This is a genomic window from Cupriavidus sp. C1SS-2L, assembly GCF_057073735.1.
Genome location: NZ_CP172708.1, coordinates 941,245 through 961,813 on the forward strand (window position 1 = coordinate 941,245; position 20,569 = coordinate 961,813).

Sequence of the window (20,569 nt, forward strand, 5' to 3'; positions counted from 1 at the left end):
ACCCAACCGACAACGATCCTGGAGACATGCATGCTGAAACCCGAAGTGGAAAGCCTGGTACCCGGGCAGACTTTCAATCGGCGCGGTTTCGTCAAGACAGCACTGGGCTCCGCGTTCGCCGCGGCTGCGCTGCCGGCGATGGCGCAGGCGATCAAGACCGACTTCGCGGGCCTGACCGCCGGCGAAGTGACGATTCCTTCGGGCGGCTTCAGCATGCCGGCCTACCGCGCGCAGCCCGAGGGCAAGACGAAGTTGCCGGTGGTGCTGGTGGTCAGCGAGATCTTCGGCGTGCACGAGCACATCGCCGATGTTTGCCGCCGCTTTGCCAAGCTTGGCTACCTGGCCATTGCGCCGGAGCTGTTTGCGCGGCAGGGTGATCCGCAGAGCTTCGGCACCATCCAGGAACTGCAGACCAACGTCATCGCCAAGGTGCCGGACGGGCAGGTCATGGGTGATCTCGACGCGGCCGTGGCCTGGGCCGGCGCCAATGGTGGCGACCTGTCGAAGCTGGCGATCACGGGGTTCTGCTGGGGCGGGCGCATCACGTGGCTGTATGCCGCGCACAATGAGCGGCTGAAGGCCGGCGTGGCCTGGTACGGGCAGCTCGCCGGCACGCCTACGCCGCTGAAGCCGAAGAACCCGCTGGACCTGGTTGACCAGTTGGACGCGCCGGTGCTCGGCCTCTATGGCGGCAAGGACACGGGCATCACACAAGAGCAGGTCGAGAAGATGAAGGCGGCGCTGTCGGCGTCCCCGGATCCGGACGCGAAGGCATCGAAGTTCGTCGTCTATCCCGAATCCGGCCACGCTTTCCACGCCGATTACCGGCCGAGCTATCGCGAGGCGGACGCTAAGGACGGCTGGAAGAAGTGCCTCGACTGGCTGCGCCAGCACGGCGTCGTCTAACCGTACTCATAGGCGCTGCGCGGACGAGGATTGCAAAGTCCGCGCCGGAATACGTACAATGCGGCCTTCCAGTTGTTGCAACATTGTTGCGTTTGCCGTCCGCACAGCGCCGGGCGGAACCGGCATGCCGCGGATGCGGCACCACCGCCCCGGGAGCCCATCATCCACTCGACCCTTCTGTACATCCTGCTCGCCGCCACGATTTCCGGCGTGGGCAGCATTTTCGGCGCGGCGCTGTTGTCGCTGACAATGGCCTCGCGCGTGGTCGAACGCATGGTCAGCTTCTCGGTGGGCGTGCTGCTGGCAACGGCCTTGCTCCATTCGTTGCCCGAGGCATTCGAGTCGGGTGCCGATCCGCGAGCCTTGTTCGGCACGCTTCTGGCTGGGCTGCTGGGCTTCTTCCTGCTCGAAAAGATCTCGCTGCTGCGCCACTCGCACCATCACGAGGGCGACGGGCACCACCATCACCACGGCCACGACCGTGAAGAAGCGGGCCGCAGCGGCCTGACCATCCTGGTCGGCGACACTTTCCACAACTTTGCCGACGGCATTGTGATCGCGGCGGCCTTCCTGGCCGATCCGAACATCGGCATCGTCACGGCGCTGGCCATCGCCGCGCATGAGATTCCGCAGGAAGTCGGTGATTTCATCGTGCTGCTCAACGCCGGCTTTTCGAAGGCGCGCGCTTTTGCGTTCAACCTGCTGTCGAGCGTCGCGGCCGTGGCGGGCGGGCTGGTCGGGTACTTCCTGCTGGACCAGATGAGCGGCTGGATTCCCTATGTGCTCGTGATCGCGTCCAGCAGCTTCCTCTACATCGCCGTGAGCGACCTGATGCCGCAGATGCAGCGCAAGCCGCGCTGGCGCGAATCGGCGATTCAGGTGGTGCTCGTGGCGGCCGGCATCACGGCGATCGTCTTCATCACCAATGGCGTCCATGAGCGCCAGGCCCATGGCGGACACCGCCACGCCACGCGGGCGGTGGCGTCCGACTGAGCGGTCTCGGCAGGCTCAGGCTGCAGGTCCCGTGGCGACCGGGCGCGTCGGATCGGCGCACCATTCGCTCCACGAGCCCGGATAGAGCGCGGCACCTTCCAGGCCGGCGACTTCCAGCGCCAGCAAGTTGTGGCACGCGGTGACGCCCGAGCCGCACTGCATCACGGCATGCGCCGGTGCGGTCTGGCCCAGCACCGCACCAAGCTCAGCGCGCAACTCCGCGGCGGGTTTGAACTGGCCTTCCGGGGTCAGGTTGTCCTTGAAGAAGCGGTTCACCGCGCCGGGGATGTGCCCGCCAACAGGGTCGAGCGTTTCGTTCTCGCCGCGGAAGCGATCCGGCGCACGGGCGTCTACGACCAGCCGCGTCGGCGGATTCAGATTTTCAAGCAGGGCAGCCGCGTCGACAGTGGCGACCAGCGGTTCGCCGCGCTGGATGTTGCCCGGCGTTTCGGGTTCCGGCGCGGCACCATGTTCAAGCGGCAGGCCGGCTTTCACCCACGCGGGCTTGCCGCCATCGAGTACGGTCACCGCGGCGTGGCCGATCCAGCGCAGCATCCACCACAAGCGGGCGGCATACATGCTGCCTTGCGCATCGTAGGCAACGACTTCGGTGTCGCGGTTCACGCCCAGCGCGCGCAGGCGGTCCGTAAAGGCGTCGGGGTCAGGCAGCGGGTGGCGGCCGTTGTGACCGGTCTTCGGGCCCGACAGTTCGTTATCGAGGTGCAGGTAGAACGCACCGGGCACGTGGCCCTGCTGATAGGCTTCGCGGCCCGCAGCCGGATTGGCCAGGTCAAAGCTGCAATCGATGACAACGACATTGCGTGCCGGCGCGGCTTGCAGGGCTTGCAGCGCGGCGACGGAAATCAGCGGGTTTGGCATGAGCGTCCTTTGGCAATCGGCATTTCGGAAAATGCTACACCTCCGGATGCACTTCCGCCTCTGGCGACTTGACCGGCGTATCCGGCGTCGGCTCTTCACCCGAGTCCTGACGTGCGCGAGCGAGCGTCGTGGCGATGCCGCTGGCAATGATCAGCCCCATGCCGAGCCAGGAAATCGAGTTGAGTCGGTCCGACCAGATCAGCATGCCCCAGATGCTCGAGAACACGATGCCGGCGTACTGCAGGTTGGCGGTGAGCAGCGTATTGCCGCGCTTGTAGGCGCGCGTCATGGCGGTCTGGCCCAGCGTGGCAAGCACGCCGATGGCAAGAAGCAGGCCCACACCGTGCCAGGTGTGGGCGGTTGGGCCCGAGTACAGCATCCAGACCAGTCCGACTACCAATCCCACAGCAGAGAAGTAGAAGACGATGCGGTGCTCCGGTTCGCCGAGTTGTCCGAGTTGCCGGACCTCGACATAGGCCAGTGCCGTGAACATGCCGGAAATCAGGCCGACCAGGCCGCCTGTGAACTGGTCCTTGCCGACCGACGGCTGCAGCAGGAACAGCACCCCGGCAAAGGACATCAGGATCGCGATGATCAGTTTCTTGTCCGCGTTGCCCGCAGTGCCGGCCAGCGCGGCGCTGGCGCCGAGGATCAGCGCAATCCAGACCGGCGACATGTAATTGAGCGTCATGGCCGTGGCGAGCGGCAGCAGCGTAATCGATGTGAACCACAGCAGCAGGGCCGTGACGCCGAACACACTGCGCTTGATGTGCGTGAGCATGTGCGGCGTGCGCACCGAGACGCCGCTTGACGCCATCAGCGCCCACATGATGGCCACGCCGATCACGCTGCGGTAGAAGACGATTTCGCCGGTCGTGTAGAACTCGGATGCCAGCTTGACGCCCACCCCCATTAATGAAAACGAGAAGGCGGCAAACAACATCCAGAGCGATTGCATGGCGAGGGAGGAGGCGGATCGAGATGGCGTGCGAGCGGGGCTTCATCGTGCCGTGGCCCTGCGTCGCGATTCGGAGCGGTCAGGCTTTGCAGCCGGACCGAGCAGCCATTGTAGCGTGCGTAGTGGCGCCGCCAACGCAAAACGGACCGCCGGGGCGGTCCGTTCGTGACTGGGTTGTGCGGTAATCGCCCGTCGTTCAGCGTTGTTTAGCGCTGATAGGCCATGGCGCGCCGGTACCACTCATGGAAGTGCTGCATGCCGTCTTCCATCGGCGACTGGTAGGGGCCGACCTCGCTGGTGCCGCGCTTGTGTAGCGCCAGGCGGCCGGCATCCATGCGTTCAGCGATCTCGTCGTCCTCGATGCAGGTTTCCATGTACGCGGCACGCTCGGCCTCGACGAACTCTCGCTCGAATAGCGTGATTTCCTCGGGGTAGTAGAACTCGACCACGTTGCGCGTCTTGCGCGGACCCAGCGGATGCAGCGTGGAGACCACCAGCACGTTCGGGTACCACTCCACCATGATGTTGGGGTAGTACGTGAGCCAGATCGCGCCATGCTTGGGCAGCACGCCGTTATTGAAGCGCAGGACTTCGTCGTGCCATTTCTGGTACGTCATGCTGCCCGGCCGCTTCAGGCCCGCATGCAGGCCGACGGTCTGCACGCTGTGCCACTCGCCGAACTCCCACTTGAGGTCGTCGCACGAGACGAAACTGCCCAGTCCCGGGTGGAACGGCACGACGTGGTAGTCCTCCAGATAGACCTCGATGAAGGTCTTCCAGTTGTAGTTGCACTCGTGGACCTCGACGTGGTCGAGCATGTAGCCTTCGAAGTTCAGGTCCTCGGCCACGCCCAGCTTGGCCAGGTCGGCGCGCACGTCGCGCTTGCCGTCGAACAGCAGGCCGTTCCAGTTCTGCAGCGGCGAACGCTTCAGGTGCAGGCATGGCTGCTGGTCGAAATGCGGCGCGCCGAGCAGTTCACCCTTGAGGTCGTAGGTCCAGCGGTGCAGCGGGCAAACGATGTTCTTCGAATTGCCCTTGCCGTTGAGCATGATGGCCTGGCGGTGGCGGCAGACGTTCGACATCAGCTCGATGCCGGCGGCGTTGCGCACCAGCATGCGGCCTTCGTCCTCCGCCTTGAGCGTGTGGTAGTCGCCCACCTCCGGGACCATCAGTTCGTGGCCGACGTAGCCCGGGCCATTCCTGAACAGCAGTTCTAGTTCTTGTTGATGCAGCGCCTCATCGAAATAGACGTCAACGGGCAACTGCGAATCAGCCGGCGCCAGCTTGAGCGCGGTGCTGAGATTGGACATTATCCCCACTCCCAGATAAACAGGTGAAAGCAGTGAACAACCCAACCATCGAAAAATGAATCGATTTGGGAAACACTTGTCGACCGGCTTTGCTGGCCTGGCAGGGCCTGCGCGGACTGCGGCGACGAGCCCGGGATTGTACCCCACCCCAAAAAGTTAAGGGCCTGATTTTCCTGCCTTTTTAGCGAAAAAGTCGACCCGGGTCGTCATTGGGGTGCCGTACCGGGCGCATTCGGAAAGACGACCCGAGCGCACAAGTCACATTCAGCCAAAAAGGACCCTGCGAGTGATGCATACGTCCGGCACCGGAGTGGGGCGAGCGCCGGGTTTGGCGTAAAATCCGGGCTTCCCACAGTTCCCAAGCCTGACATGCCAAAAACCACGACCGATCCGGTCCAGACCGAAGACACTGCGGCAGGTTCCGCGCCGCCCGCTTCGTATGAAGCGGCGATGGCCGAGCTTGAAACGCTGGTCGCCAGCATGGAAAGCGGTGAACTGCCGCTGGAAGCGTCGCTGGCGGCCTACCGTCGCGGCGCTGAGCTGGTCCGCTACTGCCAGCAGAAGCTCGAGCGGGTGGAGCAGCAGGTCAGGGTACTCGAAGGCGACGTGCTGAAGCCCATGGCCGGTGATGCCGGAAACGCCGGAAACGCCAACGGCATGGAGCAGGAATGACCGAATTCGCAAGCTGGATGCGGGCGCAGGGCGCCCGGACCGAGGCCGCGCTGGACCAAACGTTGCCAAATGCCGACACCGTGCCGCATACACTGCATGAGGCCATGCGCTATGCTGTGCTCGGCGGTGGCAAGCGCGTGCGCCCGCTGCTGGTGCATGCCGCCGGTGAAGTGACGGGTGCGAGCGCCGAGGCCTGCGACGCCGCAGCCTGCGCGGTGGAGATGATCCACGCCTACTCGCTTGTACACGACGACATGCCCTGCATGGATGACGACGACCTGCGCCGCGGCCGCCCGACCGTGCACAAGGCCTATGACGAAGCCACGGCGCTGCTCGTCGGCGACGCGCTGCAGACGCAGGCGTTCATCGTGCTGGCGCAGGCACAATCGGTACAGGCCGAGGCGCGGCTGAAGCTCGTGGCCGAACTGGCCGTGGCATCTGGCTCGGTCGGCATGGCCGGTGGCCAGGCCATCGACCTGCAGAACGTGGGCAAGGCCATGTCGCGCGATGCGCTGGAGGCCATGCACCGCATGAAGACCGGTGCGCTGCTGCGCGCAAGCGTGCGCATGGGCGCGCTCTGTGGTGAAATCGACGCGCAGGGACTGTCGGCGCTGGACCGGTATGCCGCAGCCGTGGGTTTGGCGTTTCAGGTAGTAGACGATATTCTGGACGTCACCGCCGATACCGCCACGCTTGGCAAGACCGCCGGCAAGGACGCCGCGCATGACAAGCCGACCTATGTCTCGCTGATGGGGCTGGAAGCGGCGCGCGCACTGGCGGCCGAGCTGCGCGAGTCCGCGCATGCGGCACTGGCCGGTTTCGGCGCACGCGCGGGCCGCCTGGCCGATCTGGCGGACCTGATCGTGCTGCGCACACATTGAACACACAAGCCGGACAGCAGAAACCGGCGGCCGAACGGACATCATGACCTACGCACTGCTCAAAAAGATTGACGCCCCCGCAGACCTGCGCAAGCTCGACCGGCGCGAGCTGCGGACACTGGCCGATGAACTTCGCGCCTACGTGCTGGAGTCGGTCTCGCAGACCGGCGGCCACCTCTCGTCGAATCTCGGCACGGTGGAACTGACCATCGCGCTGCACTACGTATTCCATACGCCCGACGACCGTGTCGTCTGGGACGTGGGCCACCAGAGCTATCCGCACAAGATCCTGACGGGCCGGCGCGAGCGCATGAATACGCTGCGCCAGTTCGGCGGCATCTCGGGCTTCCCGCGCCGCAGCGAAAGCCAGTACGACACTTTCGGTACCGCGCATTCGTCGACCTCGATCTCGGCCGCGCTCGGCATGGCGCTGGGCGCGCGCACGCTCGGCGAGCAGCGCGTGTCGATCGCCGTGATCGGCGATGGCGCGATGACCGCGGGCATGGCCTTCGAAGCCCTGAACAACGCGGGTGTTTACAAGGACCTGCCGCTGGTGGTCGTGCTCAACGACAACGACATGTCGATCTCGCCGCCGGTCGGCGCGCTCAACAAGCATCTGGCGCGGCTGCTCAGCGGACAGTTCTATGCTGCCACCAAGAAGGGCATCGAGAAGGTGCTGTCGGTGGCCCCGCCGGTGCTCGAATTCGCCAAGCGCTTCGAGGAACACGCCAAGGGCATGATGGTGCCGGCGACGCTGTTCGAAGAGTTCGGCTTCAACTACATCGGCCCCATCGACGGCCACGACCTCGACTCGCTGGTGCCGACGCTGCAGAACATCCGCAAGCGTGCGCTCGAAGGCGCGGGCCCGCAGTTCCTGCACGTGGTGACCAAGAAGGGCCAGGGCTACAAGCTGGCCGAGGCCGACCCGATCCTGTATCACGGCCCTGGCAAGTTCAACCCGGCCGAAGGCATCCGCCCGGCCGCCAAGCCCGCGCGCAAGACCTACACGCAGGTCTTCGGTGAATGGCTGTGCGACATGGCCGCCGCGGACAAGCGCCTGATCGGCATTACGCCGGCAATGCGCGAAGGCTCGGGCATGGTCGAGTTTGAGAAGCGCTTCCCGGAGCGCTACTACGACGTGGGCATCGCCGAGCAGCATGCCGTGACGTTCGCGGGCGGCATGGCTTGCGAAGGACTGAAGCCCGTCGTGGCGATTTATTCGACGTTCCTGCAGCGTGGCTATGACCAGTTGATCCACGACGTGGCGCTGCAGAACCTGCCGGTGGTGTTTGCGCTGGACCGCGCGGGCCTGGTCGGCGCCGACGGCGCCACGCACGCGGGTGCCTACGATATCGCCTACCTGCGCTGCATCCCCAACATGATGGTGATGACGCCGTCCGACGAGAACGAGTGCCGTCAGTTGCTGACGACCGCGTTCCACCAGAACTGCCCGACTGCCGTGCGCTATCCGCGCGGCGCTGGCCAGGGTGTGGCGACGGAAGCTGTACTGAAGGATGTGCCGGTGGGCAAGGGCGTGATGCGCCGTACGGGCGGCGCACGCTCGGGCCAGCGCGTGGCGTTCCTGGGTTTTGGTTCGATGGTGCACCCGGCGCTTGGCGCGGCGCAGGCGCTCGACGCCTCGGTGGCGGACATGCGCTTCGTCAAGCCGCTCGACGTTGAACTCGTCAAGCGACTGGCGGAGGAGCACAACTACCTCGTGACCGTGGAAGAGGGCAGTGTCATGGGCGGTGCTGGCAGTGCCGTGCTGGAAGCGCTGGCGGAAGCGGGCATCGACATCCCGGTACTCGTGCTGGGCCTGCCCGACCGCTTCATCGACCATGGCGATCCAGCCCTGCTGCTGTCGCAGTGCGGGCTCGACGCCGCCGGCATCGAGCGCTCGGTACGTGAGCGTTTCGGCATCGGCCAGGCACCCGTCGCGGTTGCTTCTCGCGTGGCCTGATCCACGGCAGGCGCACGGCATCACCCGTACGATCTGTAAGGGTACGGAGCCGCTTTCGGCGGCTCCGTGTGAATTCCCTTAAACTTCCCGTTTTTGTGTTCGCAGCTGCGGGTCGGCTTTGAGTGTTGCCGGCGCCGTGGTTTCACACTCGTTGCGCGGCATGGATGGACTGCGAAAATGCCGCGACCGTAAGGACCTGTGCCATCCCCTGGTGCACTCCTGGAGGAAACCGTAGATGAATGACATCAATCCCGCCTTCGTGATGCCCGACGTCCAGTCGAGCCGTGACACCCGCCAGATTCCCATCCAGCGTGTCGGTGTCAAGGGCGTGCGCTATCCCGTCTCGCTGAAGACGCCGGCCGGCGTGGTTCCGAGCGTGGGCACCTTCAATCTCGACGTGCATCTGCCTGCCGAAGTCAAAGGTACGCACATGTCGCGCTTTGTCGCGCTGCTCGAAGAAGAGCGCGCGCCGCTGGAGCTAGCGAGCTTCCGCGTGCTGCTCGACAAGATGCTGGAAAAGCTCGAAGCCGAGGCCGGTCGCATCGAGGTCACGTTCCCGTACTTCATCAGCAAGATCGCGCCTGTGTCGGGGGTGGAGTCGCTGATGGACTACGAGGTCACGCTGACCGGCGAGATCCGCAACGGCGTGACGCGCGTGTTCCTGAAGGCACTGGTGCCGGTGACGAGCCTGTGCCCGTGCTCCAAGAAGATCTCGCAGTACGGCGCGCACAACCAGCGCTCGCACATCACCATGAATGTCGAGCTGGCGGGCGAACTGCCGGTGGAAGCGCTGGTGCGCATGGCGGAAGAAGAGGCGTCGTGCGAACTGTGGGGCCTGCTCAAGCGTCCGGACGAGAAGTTCGTGACCGAGCGCGCGTACGAAAACCCGAAGTTCGTGGAAGACCTGGTGCGCGATATCGCCATGCGGCTCAATGCCGATGAGCGCATCGTGGCGTACGTGCTCGAAGCCGAGAACTTCGAGTCGATCCACAACCACAGCGCTTACGCCGTGATTGAACGCGACAAGCGGCTCGAGCCGACTGTGTAAGTCGGTTTGAGTACAAACGGAACGGCCACCTTCGCGGTGGCCTTTCTGTTTTCAGCGTCGGCATTGTTCAGGCAGCCGAAGGCAGGCGGATATCTGCCAGATCCCATCGCGGCGTCACGCCATAGCCGTAGCTGTGCTGCGCGAGCTCAGGTGCTGCCTGCAACCGCATGGCGCCAGCGAAAGCGATCATCGCGCCGTTGTCGGTGCAGAACGCGAGGTCCGGGTAATAGACGTCGATCTTGCGCTGCTTGCCGAGCTGGTTCAGGCGTTCGCGCAGTTGGCGGTTGGCGCCGACACCGCCGGCCACGACCAGCCGCTTGTGGCCGGTCTGCTTGAGCGCGGCAAAGGACTTCGCAGCGAGCACATCGACGATCGCATCGACGAACGCGCGCGCGAGGTTGGCGCGGTCCTGCTCGCAGGTGTTGGCGAGCTTGCGCGTCTGCGTCAGCACGGCGGTCTTGAGCCCGGCAAACGAGAAATCGAGGTTGCCCGAATGCAGCATTGGCCGGGGGAGGTCGAACGCGCCGGGCGTGCCGAACTCGGCAAGGCGCGACACTTCCGGTCCGCCCGGATAACCAAGGCCGAGCAGCTTGGCGGTCTTGTCGAAGGCCTCGCCGGCGGCATCGTCGAGCGTTTCGCCGAGCAGCGTATAGTCGCCGATGCCTTTCACTTCCATGAGCTGCGTGTGGCCGCCTGAAACCAGCAAGGCGATGAACGGGAACGGCGGTGGCTCGCGCGTAAGCAGCGGCGACAGCAGGTGGCCTTCCAGGTGGTGGACACCCACCATCGGCACGTTCAGCGCGAAGCCCAGCGCATTGGCGACCGAAGCGCCGACCAGCAGCGCGCCCGCAAGCCCAGGACCCTGGGTGAAGGCAATGGCGTCGATGTCCGCGCGGCTGCGGCCCGCTTCATCGAGCACCTGCTGCAGCAGCGGCAGCACGCGGCGAATATGGTCGCGCGAGGCCAGTTCAGGCACCACGCCGCCGTAGTCACGGTGCATGGCGATCTGCGAATGCAGGGCGTGCGAGAGCAGGCCGGCCTCGGTGTCGTAGAGGGCCAGGCCGGTTTCGTCGCAGGAAGATTCGATGCCGAGGACAAGCATGGGAAGCAGGGGCGGCTGTCCGATCGGATCGAAACAGCCGTCAAAACAACGGGTTGCGTGGAACCCAGCAGGTTAGCACACCGGCGCCCGGCGTGCTTTTCGCTACAATCTGCGCTTTCCCTGCACGGCAGGGTTCCCATTTAAAGAGGGTTGGAATGAGTGGTGTGGCGGGTCGGCAGGCGGGCCGGTATGACGTGGCCGTGCTGGGCGCGGGCGCGGCCGGCATGATGTGTGCCGCCGTGGCGGGCCAGGGCGGCGCGCGCGTGGTGTTGATCGACCATGCCACGAAACTGGCCGAGAAGATTCGCATCTCAGGCGGCGGCCGCTGCAATTTCACCAATCTGCAGGCAGGGCCGGCCAACTATCTGTCGTCCAATCCGCACTTTTGCCGCTCGGCGCTCGCCCGCTACACGCCTCAGCATTTCCTGGAGTTGATGCGGCGCCACCGTATCGACTGGCATGAAAAGCATCGGGGTCAGCTGTTCTGCAACGACAGTGCCGAAGACGTCATCGCCATGCTGCGCGCCGAGTGTGACGCGGGCCATGTGCACTGGCAGACCGGCTGCAGCATCGAGGAAGTCCGCCGCGAGGGCGACGACTACCTGCTGCTGACCTCTCAGGGCACCGTGCGCGCCAGGGCGCTGGTGGTGGCCACGGGCGGGCTTTCGATCCCGAAGATCGGCGCCACGGACTTCGGCTACCGCATTGCCCGCCAGTTCGGCCTGAAGATCATCGAGACCCGGCCGGCGCTGGTGCCGCTGACTTTCGACGGGCAGGCCTGGCAGCCGTTCGTGCCGCTGGCCGGGGTGTCGCTCGAAGTCGATATCTCGACCGGAGCCGGCAAGACGGCCGGCGCGTTTCGCGAAGACCTGCTGTGGACCCACCGCGGCCTGTCGGGCCCGGCCGTGCTGCAGATATCGAGCTTCTGGCGGCCCGGCACGCCCATCAAGATCGACCTGTTCGATGGCGAGGACGCCGCCGGCTGGCTGCTCGAGCAGAAGGCCGGTAGCCGCAAGCACCTGGCCAACCTGCTATCTCAGCGCTTGCCGGCGCGGCTGGCGGACGCGTGGTGTGCGGCGGCCGGCGTAGACGGCAGCCTGCCGCTGCATGACATTGCCGACAAGGCGCTGCGGCGGCTCGGGGCGTCGCTGAACGACTGGCAAGTCGTTCCTTCCGGCACGGAAGGCTACCGAAAGGCCGAAGTGACGATCGGCGGAGTGGACACGCGCGGGCTCTCTTCCACTACCATGATGGCGCGCGAGGTGGAGGGCCTGTATTTCATCGGCGAGGTCGTCGACGTGACGGGATGGCTCGGCGGCTACAACTTCCAATGGGCGTGGGCTTCCGCGGTGGCAGCCGGACACGCGTTGGCCGAGGCCGCGCGCAACGGCCGCGCTGTCGCGTGAATGCGGCGCATCCAGCCCGGTGCGCCGCCATCGACGGTGGGGGGCTTGGTGCTACAATCCTGACCTACCGCGCCCGCCTTTGCGCGCAGACCCGCTGTGGCCAGCGCCGCTGCGGGTTTTTGCATTTCTGGCTTGCAGGCTTGCCGCCCGCCAATTTCCCGGAAGATCACGATGTCTCTTAAAGCCCGAATCAACGATGACATGAAGGCCGCCATGCGCGCCCGCGAAACCGAGCGCCTCGGCACCATCCGCCTGCTGCTGGCCGCCATCAAGCAGCGCGAAGTCGATGAGCGCATTGAACTGGACGACACCGCCGTGCTGGCGGTGGTGGAAAAGTTGCTCAAGCAGCGCAAGGATTCCATCACCCAGTTCGAGCAGGCCGGCCGGGATGATCTGGTGCAGAAGGAACAGGCCGAGGTCGAAGTGCTCAAGGTCTATATGCCGGCGGCGCTTTCCGAAGCTGAAGTCGCCGCCGCGGTACAGCAAGCCGTCACCGAAACCGGCGCCGCCGGTCCGCAGGACATGGGCAAGGTGATGGGCGTGCTGAAGGCGAAACTTGCCGGCCGCGCCGACATGACTGCCGTGTCCGCGCAGGTCAAGGCCGCACTGGCCAAGTAAATGCACGTTTAATTCCTTTGCATGAAAATCGGCGACTGATCGGCGAGATTGGACGGCGATGCAGATAGTTCAGGCGCATTGTCGCGCCTACACTACAATGGTTCGATAGCAACCGGGAGACTTTCCGGTCACGCATTCTTAAAAAGCGGCTGCCCGACCAAGGGACGGCCATGCCATCAGGACGGTCAGTCGGGTGATTCCGCAATCCTTCATTCAGGACCTGCTCAACCGTGTCGACATTGTCGATGTGGTGGGCAAGTATGTGCAGCTGAAGAAGGGCGGCGCCAACTTTATGGGGCTGTGCCCCTTCCATAACGAGAAATCGCCGTCGTTCACGGTGTCGCCGACCAAGCAGTTCTATCACTGCTTTGGCTGCGGGGCGCACGGGTCGGCGATCGGTTTCCTGATGGAGTATTCGGGGCAGTCGTATCCGGAGGCTGTCCGAGAGCTTGCCCAGTCCGTGGGCATGTCGGTCCCCGAGGAGCGCGACCGCCTGCCGCCGGGCCAGCGCGCGGAACAGCAGGCGCGTTCGGTGGCGTTGTCCGACGCCATGAGCCGCGCCACGGAGTTCTACCGCCGCCAGCTGCGCGGCGCACCGCAGGCGATCCAGTACCTGAAGGGGCGCGGCCTCACCGGCGAGATCGCGGCCCAGTTCGGCCTTGGCTACGCGCCGGACGACTGGCAGGGTCTGGAAGCCGTCTTTGGCAGCTATCGCGATGACACGATTGCGGCGCCGCTTGTGGAGGCCGGCCTGCTGATCGAAAGCAGCGAGAAGCGCGATGCGGACGGCAAGCCACGCCGCTACGACCGTTTCCGCGACCGCATCATGTTCCCTATCCGCAACACCAAGGGTGCGGTGATCGGCTTCGGTGGGCGCGTCATGGGGCAGGGCGAGCCCAAGTACCTTAATTCGCCCGAGACGCCTCTGTTCAGCAAAGGCACTGAACTGTACGGGCTGTTTGAGGCCCGTCACGCGATTCGGGAAACCGGCTACGTCCTCGTGGTCGAAGGGTATATGGATGTCGTGGCGCTGGCGCAGCTTGGGTTTGCCAATGCCGTGGCCACATTGGGCACGGCGTGCACGCCCGTGCACGTGCAAAAGCTTCTGCGCCAGACTGATTCGGTCGTGTTCTCGTTCGATGGGGACGCGGCGGGCCGGCGCGCCGCGCGGCGCGCGCTCGAGGCGTGCCTCCCGCACGTGGCTGACAACAAGGCCATCCGCTTCCTGTTCCTGCCGGCCGAGCACGATCCGGACAGCTATGTACGCGAAGAGGGTACCGAAGCGTTCGCTGCTCAGGTGCGCGACGCCATGCCGTTGTCGCGGTTCCTGCTGCAGGCGGTGACGGAAGAGCAGGATATGCGTCAGCCGGAGGGTCGTGCCCGCGCACAGTATGAAGCCAAGCCCCTGCTGCAGGCGATGCCGGCTTGCGGCCTGCGGCTACAGATTATCCGCGAACTTGCCGATGCTACAGGGACAACACCGGCCGAGATCGAGGCGATTTGCGGGCTGCGCAGCGACCCGGCACGTGCCGGCCGCTTCGCCCAGCCGCGGCCACGTGCGAAGCGCCAGGCACCGACCGGTCTCGAGCAGCGCGTGCTGCAATTGCTGATGTGCTATCCGTCCCTGGCGGCGCGTCTTGACGAGGATAGCCGGGCACTGCTGCTTGATCCGGAGGGTGCGGACGCCGAAGTGCTGGCTCACCTAGTCGCTGCCTGTGACGAGGTGGAAGGTCAGGTGAACTTTGCGGCCTTTAGCGAGCACCTGGCGCAATCGCCGTATGCGGAAATGTATGCTGCGGCGCGCACAGCGGTGCTGCGTGAAGAAATTGAAGAGGAACCCGCGACGCAGGAATTCGACGCCGCGGTCACCAAGCTGCTCGCTGAACCGCTGAGCCGCGAACTGGAAAGGCTGCAGGCGGCCGTGATTGCCGGTACCGCCGATGAGGATGGCAAGCAGCGCATGCGCTGGCTGGTGGGTGAAATCCATCGCCGCCGCCGTCTCGGCTGAAGCAGGCTGAATGGTGCCGAGGGGGCATTTGCGCGGGGCAGCAAGGAAGATGTAGTAGGCTGAGCCAAGGCGGGGTCGAGCTTAGCCCTTGATTTTTCAGGTGAAAACCATATCTGACAGGAAGCTGGCTATCTGTGGCGTGCTACAATAGCCGGTTTGGATTGCGAAATCTTTCTCTCCAAGTCTGGTGAAAAGTGAGCGTGCCAATGGCAAAGGCCAAAGCAACCGAAAAGGTTTCCGTGAAAGCTCCCCAATCAGGGAGCGGCAAGGCGTCTGCAAAAACGACGGCGGCGAAGACATCGACCGCGTCAGTCAAGACTCCGGCCCCCCGGTCTGCGCCATCAAAGCCAGCGCGAGGCGCCGAATCGCCCGCCCTGGCCACTGCCACCAGGAATCGCACATCCGAAATGACAAAGGCCTCGACTTCGGCACGCGAGAGCGGCAAGAGCGCCAGTACGAGCGGCAAGGTCGCCGCATCTGCACCAGTGAAAGGCAAGAGTATCACCGTGGCGAAACAGCAGAATACCGAAGTCGAAAGCAAGCAGACGGCAGCAGCAGCCGGTGCCAAGAGCGCAAGCGCCAAGGCAGGTGCGACTGCGCCGGCACCCAAGGCACGCGCCGCTTCTCCCGCCGCCGTTGCATCCGAGCGTCCCGCAGCGCCGGCAGTCAAGCCGGAACCGAAAAAGCGTGGCCGCAAGCCAAAGGCGGAGTTGCAGCGCGACGAGAGCACGACTGACGACGTGACTGAAGAGTTCTTCGAGAACGACACGCCCGCAGCGGCGCCTGCCGCCGCGCCGAAGACCGAAAAGCAGAAGGCCAAGGACCGCAAGGCCAAGGAGAAGGCGCTGCTGAAGGAGTTCGCCTCGACCCAGCAGGGCACGGAGGAAGAGCTCGAGCTGCGTCGACAGAAGCTCAAGGCGCTGATCAAGCTGGGCAAGTCGCGCGGCTACCTGACCTACGCCGAAATCAACGATCACCTGCCGGACGACATGGTCGATTCGGAGACGATCGACACGCTCGTCGCCACCCTGAACGACATCGGCATTGCCGTGTACGAACAGGCGCCGGACGCCGAAACGCTGCTGCTCAACGACAACGCGCCGTCCGCCACCAGCGAGGAAGAGGCTGAGGAAGAAGCCGAAGCCGCGCTGTCGACCGTCGACTCCGAATTCGGCCGCACCACCGACCCCGTGCGTATGTACATGCGCGAAATGGGCACGGTGGAGCTGCTCACGCGCGAAGGCGAAATCGTGATCGCCAAGCGTATCGAGGCGGGCCTGAAGGACATGGTGATGGCCATTTCCGCGTGCCCGGTCACGATCTCGGAAATTCTGGCCAACGCCGAGCGCGTCGCCAGCGACGAAATCAAGATCGACGAATTCGTTGATGGCCTGATCGACCCGAACGCCGATGAAATGGCCCAGGAAGCCGCGGGTGCTTCGGCCGCGGATGAAGAAGACCTGGAATCCGACGAGGACGAAGAGTCCGACGAGGACGAGGAAGACGACGACGCTGCCGGCGCCGGTGCCTCGGCACGCCAGCTCGAAGAGCTGAAGCTGTCCGCACTCGAGAAATTCCGCGTCATCGCCGAGCAGTTCGACAAGATGCGCCGCGCGTTCGAGAAGGAAGGCTATAACTCCAAGCCTTACGTGAAGGCGCAGGAAGCCATCCAGGCCGAGCTGATGGGCATCCGCTTTACCGCGCGCAGCGTCGAGCGCCTGTGCGACACGCTGCGCGGCCAGGTCGACGAAGTGCGCAAGCTCGAACGCTCGATCCTGAATATCGTGGTCGACAAATGCGGCATGCCGCGCTCGGATTTTGTCGCGCGCTTCCCGGGCAACGAAACCAACCTCGACTGGGTTGGCACCATCGTGGCCGATGGCAAGCCCTACAGCACCATCGTCGAACGCAACGTGCCGGCCGTGCATGAACTGCAGCAGAAGCTGATTGACCTGCAATCGCGCGTGGTGCTGCCGCTCAAGGAACTCAAGGGCGTCAACCGCAAGATGGCCGAGGGCGAAAAGCGCGCCCGCGAAGCCAAGCGCGAGATGACCGAGGCCAACCTGCGCCTGGTGATCTCGATCGCCAAGAAGTACACCAACCGCGGCCTGCAGTTCCTCGATCTGATCCAGGAAGGCAACATCGGCCTGATGAAGGCGGTGGACAAGTTCGAATACCGCCGCGGCTACAAGTTCTCGACGTATGCCACGTGGTGGATCCGCCAGGCCATCACGCGTTCGATCGCCGACCAGGCGCGCACCATCCGTATCCCGGTGCACATGATCGAGACGATCAACAAGATGAACCGCATCTCGCGCCAGATCCTGCAGGAAACCGGCAACGAGCCGGATCCGGCAACGCTGGCCGAGAAGATGGAGATGCCGGAAGACAAGATCCGCAAGATCATGAAGATCGCGAAGGAACCGATCTCCATGGAAACGCCGATCGGTGACGACGACGACTCCCATCTGGGCGACTTCATCGAGGACACCAATACGCTGGCCCCGGCCGAAGCGGCACTGCACGGCTCCATGCGCGACGTCGTCAAGGACGTGCTGGACTCGCTGACGCCGCGCGAAGCCAAGGTGCTGCGCATGCGCTTCGGCATCGAAATGAGCACCGATCACACGCTGGAAGAGGTCGGCAAGCAGTTCGACGTCACCCGCGAACGTATCCGCCAGATCGAAGCCAAGGCATTGCGAAAGCTGCGCCACCCGAGCCGCTCTGATAAGCTCAAGAGTTTCCTGGAAGGCAACTAACGCTTCCAAGGGCCTCTAGCTCATGCCTGGTTAGAGCAGCGGACTCATAATCCGTTGGTGCCGTGTTCGACTCACGGGAGGCCCACCAATAATGAAGAGGGTTGGCAGGATATTTCCTGCCAACCCTTTTTCGTTTCCCGGCGGCAATTCGAAGCCGTGCCGCTATCCCGGCCCATCCTGCTGCTGTGCCACGTCCCGGTGGACCACAGCATAAAGATCCGGCAGCCAATGGATTGAGCCGCCCGGCGTGGCCTTAGCCCACGCATGCGCTACGCGCATGCGTGCATGCGGAGATATCGCTACCGCTCGCTGCCTCCCATCTCCTAACATCGGCTCACCATCTGCCAGTCAGCCGTGCGGTCCATGCGCTACGAGCCGCGGCGGTGGGCTACCGACGAGGAGACCCATGCACAACAGCGCCACGCCAACGAGCGCCACCGCCACCTATTCATCGACGGCTCCGGGCCGGTCCGCAGCTGTCATCGCGCCCGCCCAACGGCGCCGCGCCATCATCGCCACGGTGATCGGCAATGGGCTGGAGTGGTTCGACTTTACCGTCTACAGCTTCTTCGCAATCATCATCGCGAAGCTGTTCTTTCCGACCGGCAATGACCTTAGCTCGCTACTACTCGCCGTGGCGACTTTCGGTGTGGGCTTCTTCATGCGTCCTGTCGGCGGCATCGTGCTCGGCATTTATGCTGACCGTGTCGGCCGCAAGGCCGCGCTGTCGATGACGATTCTGCTGATGGCGCTGGGCACCACGCTGATCGGCATCGCGCCGACCTACGAGCAGATGGGGATCTTCGCTCCGCTCTTGATCGTGGTGGCGCGCCTGCTGCAAGGTTTCTCCGCCGGCGGCGAGATGGGCGGCGCCACGGCCTTCCTGACCGAGTATGCGCCGGAACGCGAGCGCGCCTACTACTCGAGCTGGATCCAGGCAAGCATCGGCGTGGCCGTGCTGCTTGGCGCGGCAGTCGGCACCTTCGTCACGCGTTCGCTGAGTCCTGAAGCGCTCAACAGCTGGGGCTGGCGCCTGCCGTTCCTGCTTGGCATCGTCATCGGGCCGGTGGGCTACTATATCCGCCATCATCTCGACGAGACCCCGACCTTCCGCGAAACAGACGAACGCGCCGACTCGCCGCTGAAGGAGGTGTTCCAGGCTTACCCGCGCGAAACGCTGGCCAGCTTTTCGATGGTGATCCTTTGGACGGTGTGCACCTACGTCTTGCTGTTCTACATGCCGACCTATGCCGTCAAGGTGCTGAACGTGCCGCAGTCGGACGGCTTTGTCGCGGGCATGGTCGGTGGCTGCACGATCATGCTGTTCGCACCGCTGGTCGGCCGGCTCGCGGACCGCATCGGCCGGCGCGCACTGCTGAGCGGATCGGCGCTGCTGATCCTGGTGCTGGCCTGGCCGATGTTCGCGTACATCAATCATGTGCCGGGGCTGTCGTCGCTGCTGGTTTTCCAGCTCGTGTTCGGCATCCTGATCGCTGCGTATACCGGCCCGATTCTGGCCGCATTCTCGGAGCTGTTCCCGGCGCGCGTGCTGTCAACCGGCCTGTCGGTGGCTTACAACTTCGCGGTGACGATCTTCGGTGGTTTTGCGTCGTTCATCATCACGTGGCTGATTGCTACCACGGGCAGCAGCATGGCGCCCGCAATCTACGTCATGATCGCGGCCGCCATCAGCCTGGCCGGCACGCGCCTTGTCCGTGAACCCGCTTACCTGCAACAACGCTGATATGACCCAGATTCCACAGATCCTCTTTCACGGCGGCGACGTGCTCGACCCCGGCATGGGCGAGTTGCTGCGCGGCCATGATGTCCTCGTCGAGGGCGAGCGTATTGTCGCGGTCGGCCCGGCCATCGATGCGCCCAACGCACAGCGCATCGATGCGCGTGGCAAGACCGTGATGCCGGGCCTGATCGACTGCCATGTGCACGTGCTCGCGTCGCTGGCAAACCTGGGCCTGAACGCGGTGCAGCCCAACGTACTGGTCGCCATCCGCGCCTTGCCGATCATGAAGGGCATGCTCGACCGTGGCTTCACCACGGTGCGTGATGCCGGGGGCGCCGACTGGGGCCTGTCGCAGGCGGTGGCCACTGGCCTGGTGCCCGGACCGCGGATCTTTCCGTCCGGCAAGGCGCTGTCGCAGACCGGCGGCCATGGCGACTTCCGCCCGCGTTCTGACGTGCTGGAGCCTTGCTCGTGCGCATTCCGCGCCGGGGCCATCGCGCGGGTTGCGGATGGTGTCGACGCGGTGCGCCTGGCGGTGCGCGAAGAGATCCAGAAGGGTGCCACCCAGATCAAGATCATGGCTTCGGGCGGCGTGGCGTCTCCGACCGATCCGATCGGCAATACCCAGTACAGCGAGGACGAGATCCGGGCCATCGTGGCCGAAGCGGAGGCCGCGCAGACTTATGTGATGGCCCACGCCTACACCGGCCGTGCCATCACGCGTGCCGTGCGCTGCGGCGTGCGTACCATCGAACACGGCAATCTGGTCGACCCAGCCGCCGCGGAGGAAATGCGCAGGCATGGCGCCTTCGTCGTTCCGACGCTGGTCACCTATGATGCGCTCGCACGCGATGGCGCGCGCCTGGGCCTGCCTGCCGATTCCGTTGCCAAGATCGAGACCGTGCGCCAGGCGGGGCGCGAGTCGCTGCGCATCTATGCCGACGCCGGCGTGCCGATGGGCTACGGTTCGGACCTGCTCGGCGAGATGCACGACCACCAGGCCGAAGAGTTCCGCATTCGTGCCGAACTGCTCGGCAACCTCGAGGCGATCCGTTCGGCGACCTCGATCGCCGCGGCCATCCTGCAGCGCGACGGCGAACTCGGTGCCGTGCGGGCCGGGGCGACGGCCGACCTGCTGCTCGTGGATGGCAATCCGTTACACGATATCGGCCTGATCGCCGGACAGGGGGAACACCTCAGCGTCGTGATGCAAGCCGGCCGTATTCACCGTCGCGCGAACTGATTGCTAGGGCCGGTCCCGGCGGACGTGCCGGAGCCGGGCTCATTCGCTCACGCTTTCCTCTCCCTTTGCGTCGTATTCGCGGTCT

Annotated in this window: 17 protein-coding genes and 1 tRNA gene; 13 read left to right on the forward strand and 5 right to left on the reverse strand. The window is 64.7% G+C overall.

Annotation, left to right across the window (positions count from 1 at the left end; genetic code table 11):
• Nucleotides 1-30: 30 nt before the first annotated feature.
• Nucleotides 31-906: a dienelactone hydrolase family protein gene (locus ACIGJG_RS04360; RefSeq protein ID WP_140951747.1), complete on the forward strand. Its 876-nt coding sequence runs from the start codon at nt 31-33 to the stop codon at nt 904-906.
• 177 nt (nt 907-1,083) lie between these two features.
• On the forward strand, nt 1,084-1,899 hold the full coding sequence (locus tag ACIGJG_RS04365; RefSeq protein WP_224009731.1) for a ZIP family metal transporter: 816 nt from the start codon (nt 1,084-1,086) through the stop codon (nt 1,897-1,899).
• A gap of 15 nt (nt 1,900-1,914) precedes the next feature.
• Here the strand turns inward: ACIGJG_RS04365 and ACIGJG_RS04370 are convergent, their stop codons facing one another.
• The 3 genes from ACIGJG_RS04370 to ACIGJG_RS04380 form a co-directional block, all read right to left on the reverse strand.
• Nucleotides 1,915-2,778, reverse strand: a complete 864-nt coding sequence (locus ACIGJG_RS04370; protein WP_483672805.1) for a sulfurtransferase — start codon at nt 2,776-2,778, stop codon at nt 1,915-1,917.
• Nucleotides 2,779-2,812: 34 nt separating this feature from the next.
• Nucleotides 2,813-3,736, reverse strand: a complete 924-nt coding sequence (locus ACIGJG_RS04375) for a DMT family transporter (protein ID WP_011297062.1) — start codon at nt 3,734-3,736, stop codon at nt 2,813-2,815.
• A 206-nt stretch (nt 3,737-3,942) separates the two neighbouring features.
• The gene (locus ACIGJG_RS04380) at nt 3,943-5,046 is read right to left on the reverse strand and encodes an aromatic ring-hydroxylating oxygenase subunit alpha (RefSeq protein ID WP_011297063.1); all 1,104 of its coding nucleotides are present in this window, start codon (nt 5,044-5,046) and stop codon (nt 3,943-3,945) included.
• Between the two features lie 369 nt (nt 5,047-5,415).
• Here ACIGJG_RS04380 and ACIGJG_RS04385 point away from each other — a divergent pair, with 369 nt between their 5' ends.
• The 4 genes from ACIGJG_RS04385 (at nt 5,416) to folE2 (ending at nt 9,607) form a co-directional block, all read left to right on the forward strand.
• Complete coding sequence (locus ACIGJG_RS04385) at nt 5,416-5,718, forward strand: exodeoxyribonuclease VII small subunit (RefSeq protein WP_140951739.1); 303 nt, start codon at nt 5,416-5,418, stop codon at nt 5,716-5,718.
• On the forward strand, nt 5,715-6,599 hold the full coding sequence (locus ACIGJG_RS04390) for a polyprenyl synthetase family protein (RefSeq protein WP_011297065.1): 885 nt from the start codon (nt 5,715-5,717) through the stop codon (nt 6,597-6,599). Before ACIGJG_RS04385 ends, ACIGJG_RS04390 begins: the two co-directional genes overlap by 4 nt.
• Nucleotides 6,600-6,642: 43 nt before the next feature.
• Complete coding sequence (dxs, locus tag ACIGJG_RS04395) at nt 6,643-8,559, forward strand: 1-deoxy-D-xylulose-5-phosphate synthase (protein WP_483672806.1); 1,917 nt, start codon at nt 6,643-6,645, stop codon at nt 8,557-8,559.
• Between the two features lie 235 nt (nt 8,560-8,794).
• Entirely contained in the window at nt 8,795-9,607 is an 813-nt protein-coding gene (gene folE2, locus ACIGJG_RS04400) for a GTP cyclohydrolase FolE2 (RefSeq protein WP_483672807.1), read from the forward strand.
• A 67-nt stretch (nt 9,608-9,674) separates the two neighbouring features.
• Here folE2 and tsaD read toward each other — a convergent pair whose 3' ends face one another.
• Entirely contained in the window at nt 9,675-10,709 is a 1,035-nt protein-coding gene (tsaD, locus tag ACIGJG_RS04405; RefSeq protein ID WP_483672808.1) for a tRNA (adenosine(37)-N6)-threonylcarbamoyltransferase complex transferase subunit TsaD, read from the reverse strand.
• Between the two features lie 155 nt (nt 10,710-10,864).
• On the opposite strand from tsaD, the gene ACIGJG_RS04410 reads away from it, so the two are divergent.
• From ACIGJG_RS04410 to dnaG, 3 genes are all read left to right on the forward strand, one after another.
• Nucleotides 10,865-12,115 carry a BaiN/RdsA family NAD(P)/FAD-dependent oxidoreductase gene (locus ACIGJG_RS04410; RefSeq protein WP_011297069.1) on the forward strand — a complete coding sequence of 417 codons (1,251 nt, stop codon included), beginning with the start codon at nt 10,865-10,867 and terminating at the stop codon, nt 12,113-12,115.
• 171 nt (nt 12,116-12,286) lie between these two features.
• On the forward strand, nt 12,287-12,733 hold the full coding sequence (locus ACIGJG_RS04415; protein WP_011297070.1) for a GatB/YqeY domain-containing protein: 447 nt from the start codon (nt 12,287-12,289) through the stop codon (nt 12,731-12,733).
• 193 nt (nt 12,734-12,926) lie between these two features.
• The gene (dnaG, locus tag ACIGJG_RS04420; RefSeq protein ID WP_483672810.1) at nt 12,927-14,741 is read left to right on the forward strand and encodes a DNA primase; all 1,815 of its coding nucleotides are present in this window, start codon (nt 12,927-12,929) and stop codon (nt 14,739-14,741) included.
• 142 nt (nt 14,742-14,883) lie between these two features.
• Here the strand turns inward: dnaG and ACIGJG_RS04425 are convergent, their stop codons facing one another.
• Nucleotides 14,884-15,237: a hypothetical protein gene (locus tag ACIGJG_RS04425; protein WP_235679863.1), complete on the reverse strand. Its 354-nt coding sequence runs from the start codon at nt 15,235-15,237 to the stop codon at nt 14,884-14,886.
• Between ACIGJG_RS04425 and rpoD the strand changes: the two genes are divergently transcribed.
• The 4 genes from rpoD (at nt 15,149) to ACIGJG_RS04445 (ending at nt 20,484) form a co-directional block, all read left to right on the forward strand.
• A complete protein-coding gene (gene rpoD / locus ACIGJG_RS04430) occupies nt 15,149-17,500 on the forward strand; it encodes an RNA polymerase sigma factor RpoD (RefSeq protein WP_011297072.1) in 2,352 nt (783 codons plus the stop codon). The genes ACIGJG_RS04425 and rpoD overlap by 89 nt on opposite strands.
• Nucleotides 17,501-17,509: 9 nt before the next feature.
• A tRNA-Ile gene (locus tag ACIGJG_RS04435) sits at nt 17,510-17,588 on the forward strand.
• 318 nt (nt 17,589-17,906) lie between these two features.
• Complete coding sequence (locus ACIGJG_RS04440) at nt 17,907-19,244, forward strand: MFS transporter (protein ID WP_483672811.1); 1,338 nt, start codon at nt 17,907-17,909, stop codon at nt 19,242-19,244.
• A gap of 1 nt (nt 19,245) precedes the next feature.
• Nucleotides 19,246-20,484: a metal-dependent hydrolase family protein gene (locus tag ACIGJG_RS04445; RefSeq protein WP_140951732.1), complete on the forward strand. Its 1,239-nt coding sequence runs from the start codon at nt 19,246-19,248 to the stop codon at nt 20,482-20,484.
• Nucleotides 20,485-20,569: the final 85 nt, after the last annotated feature.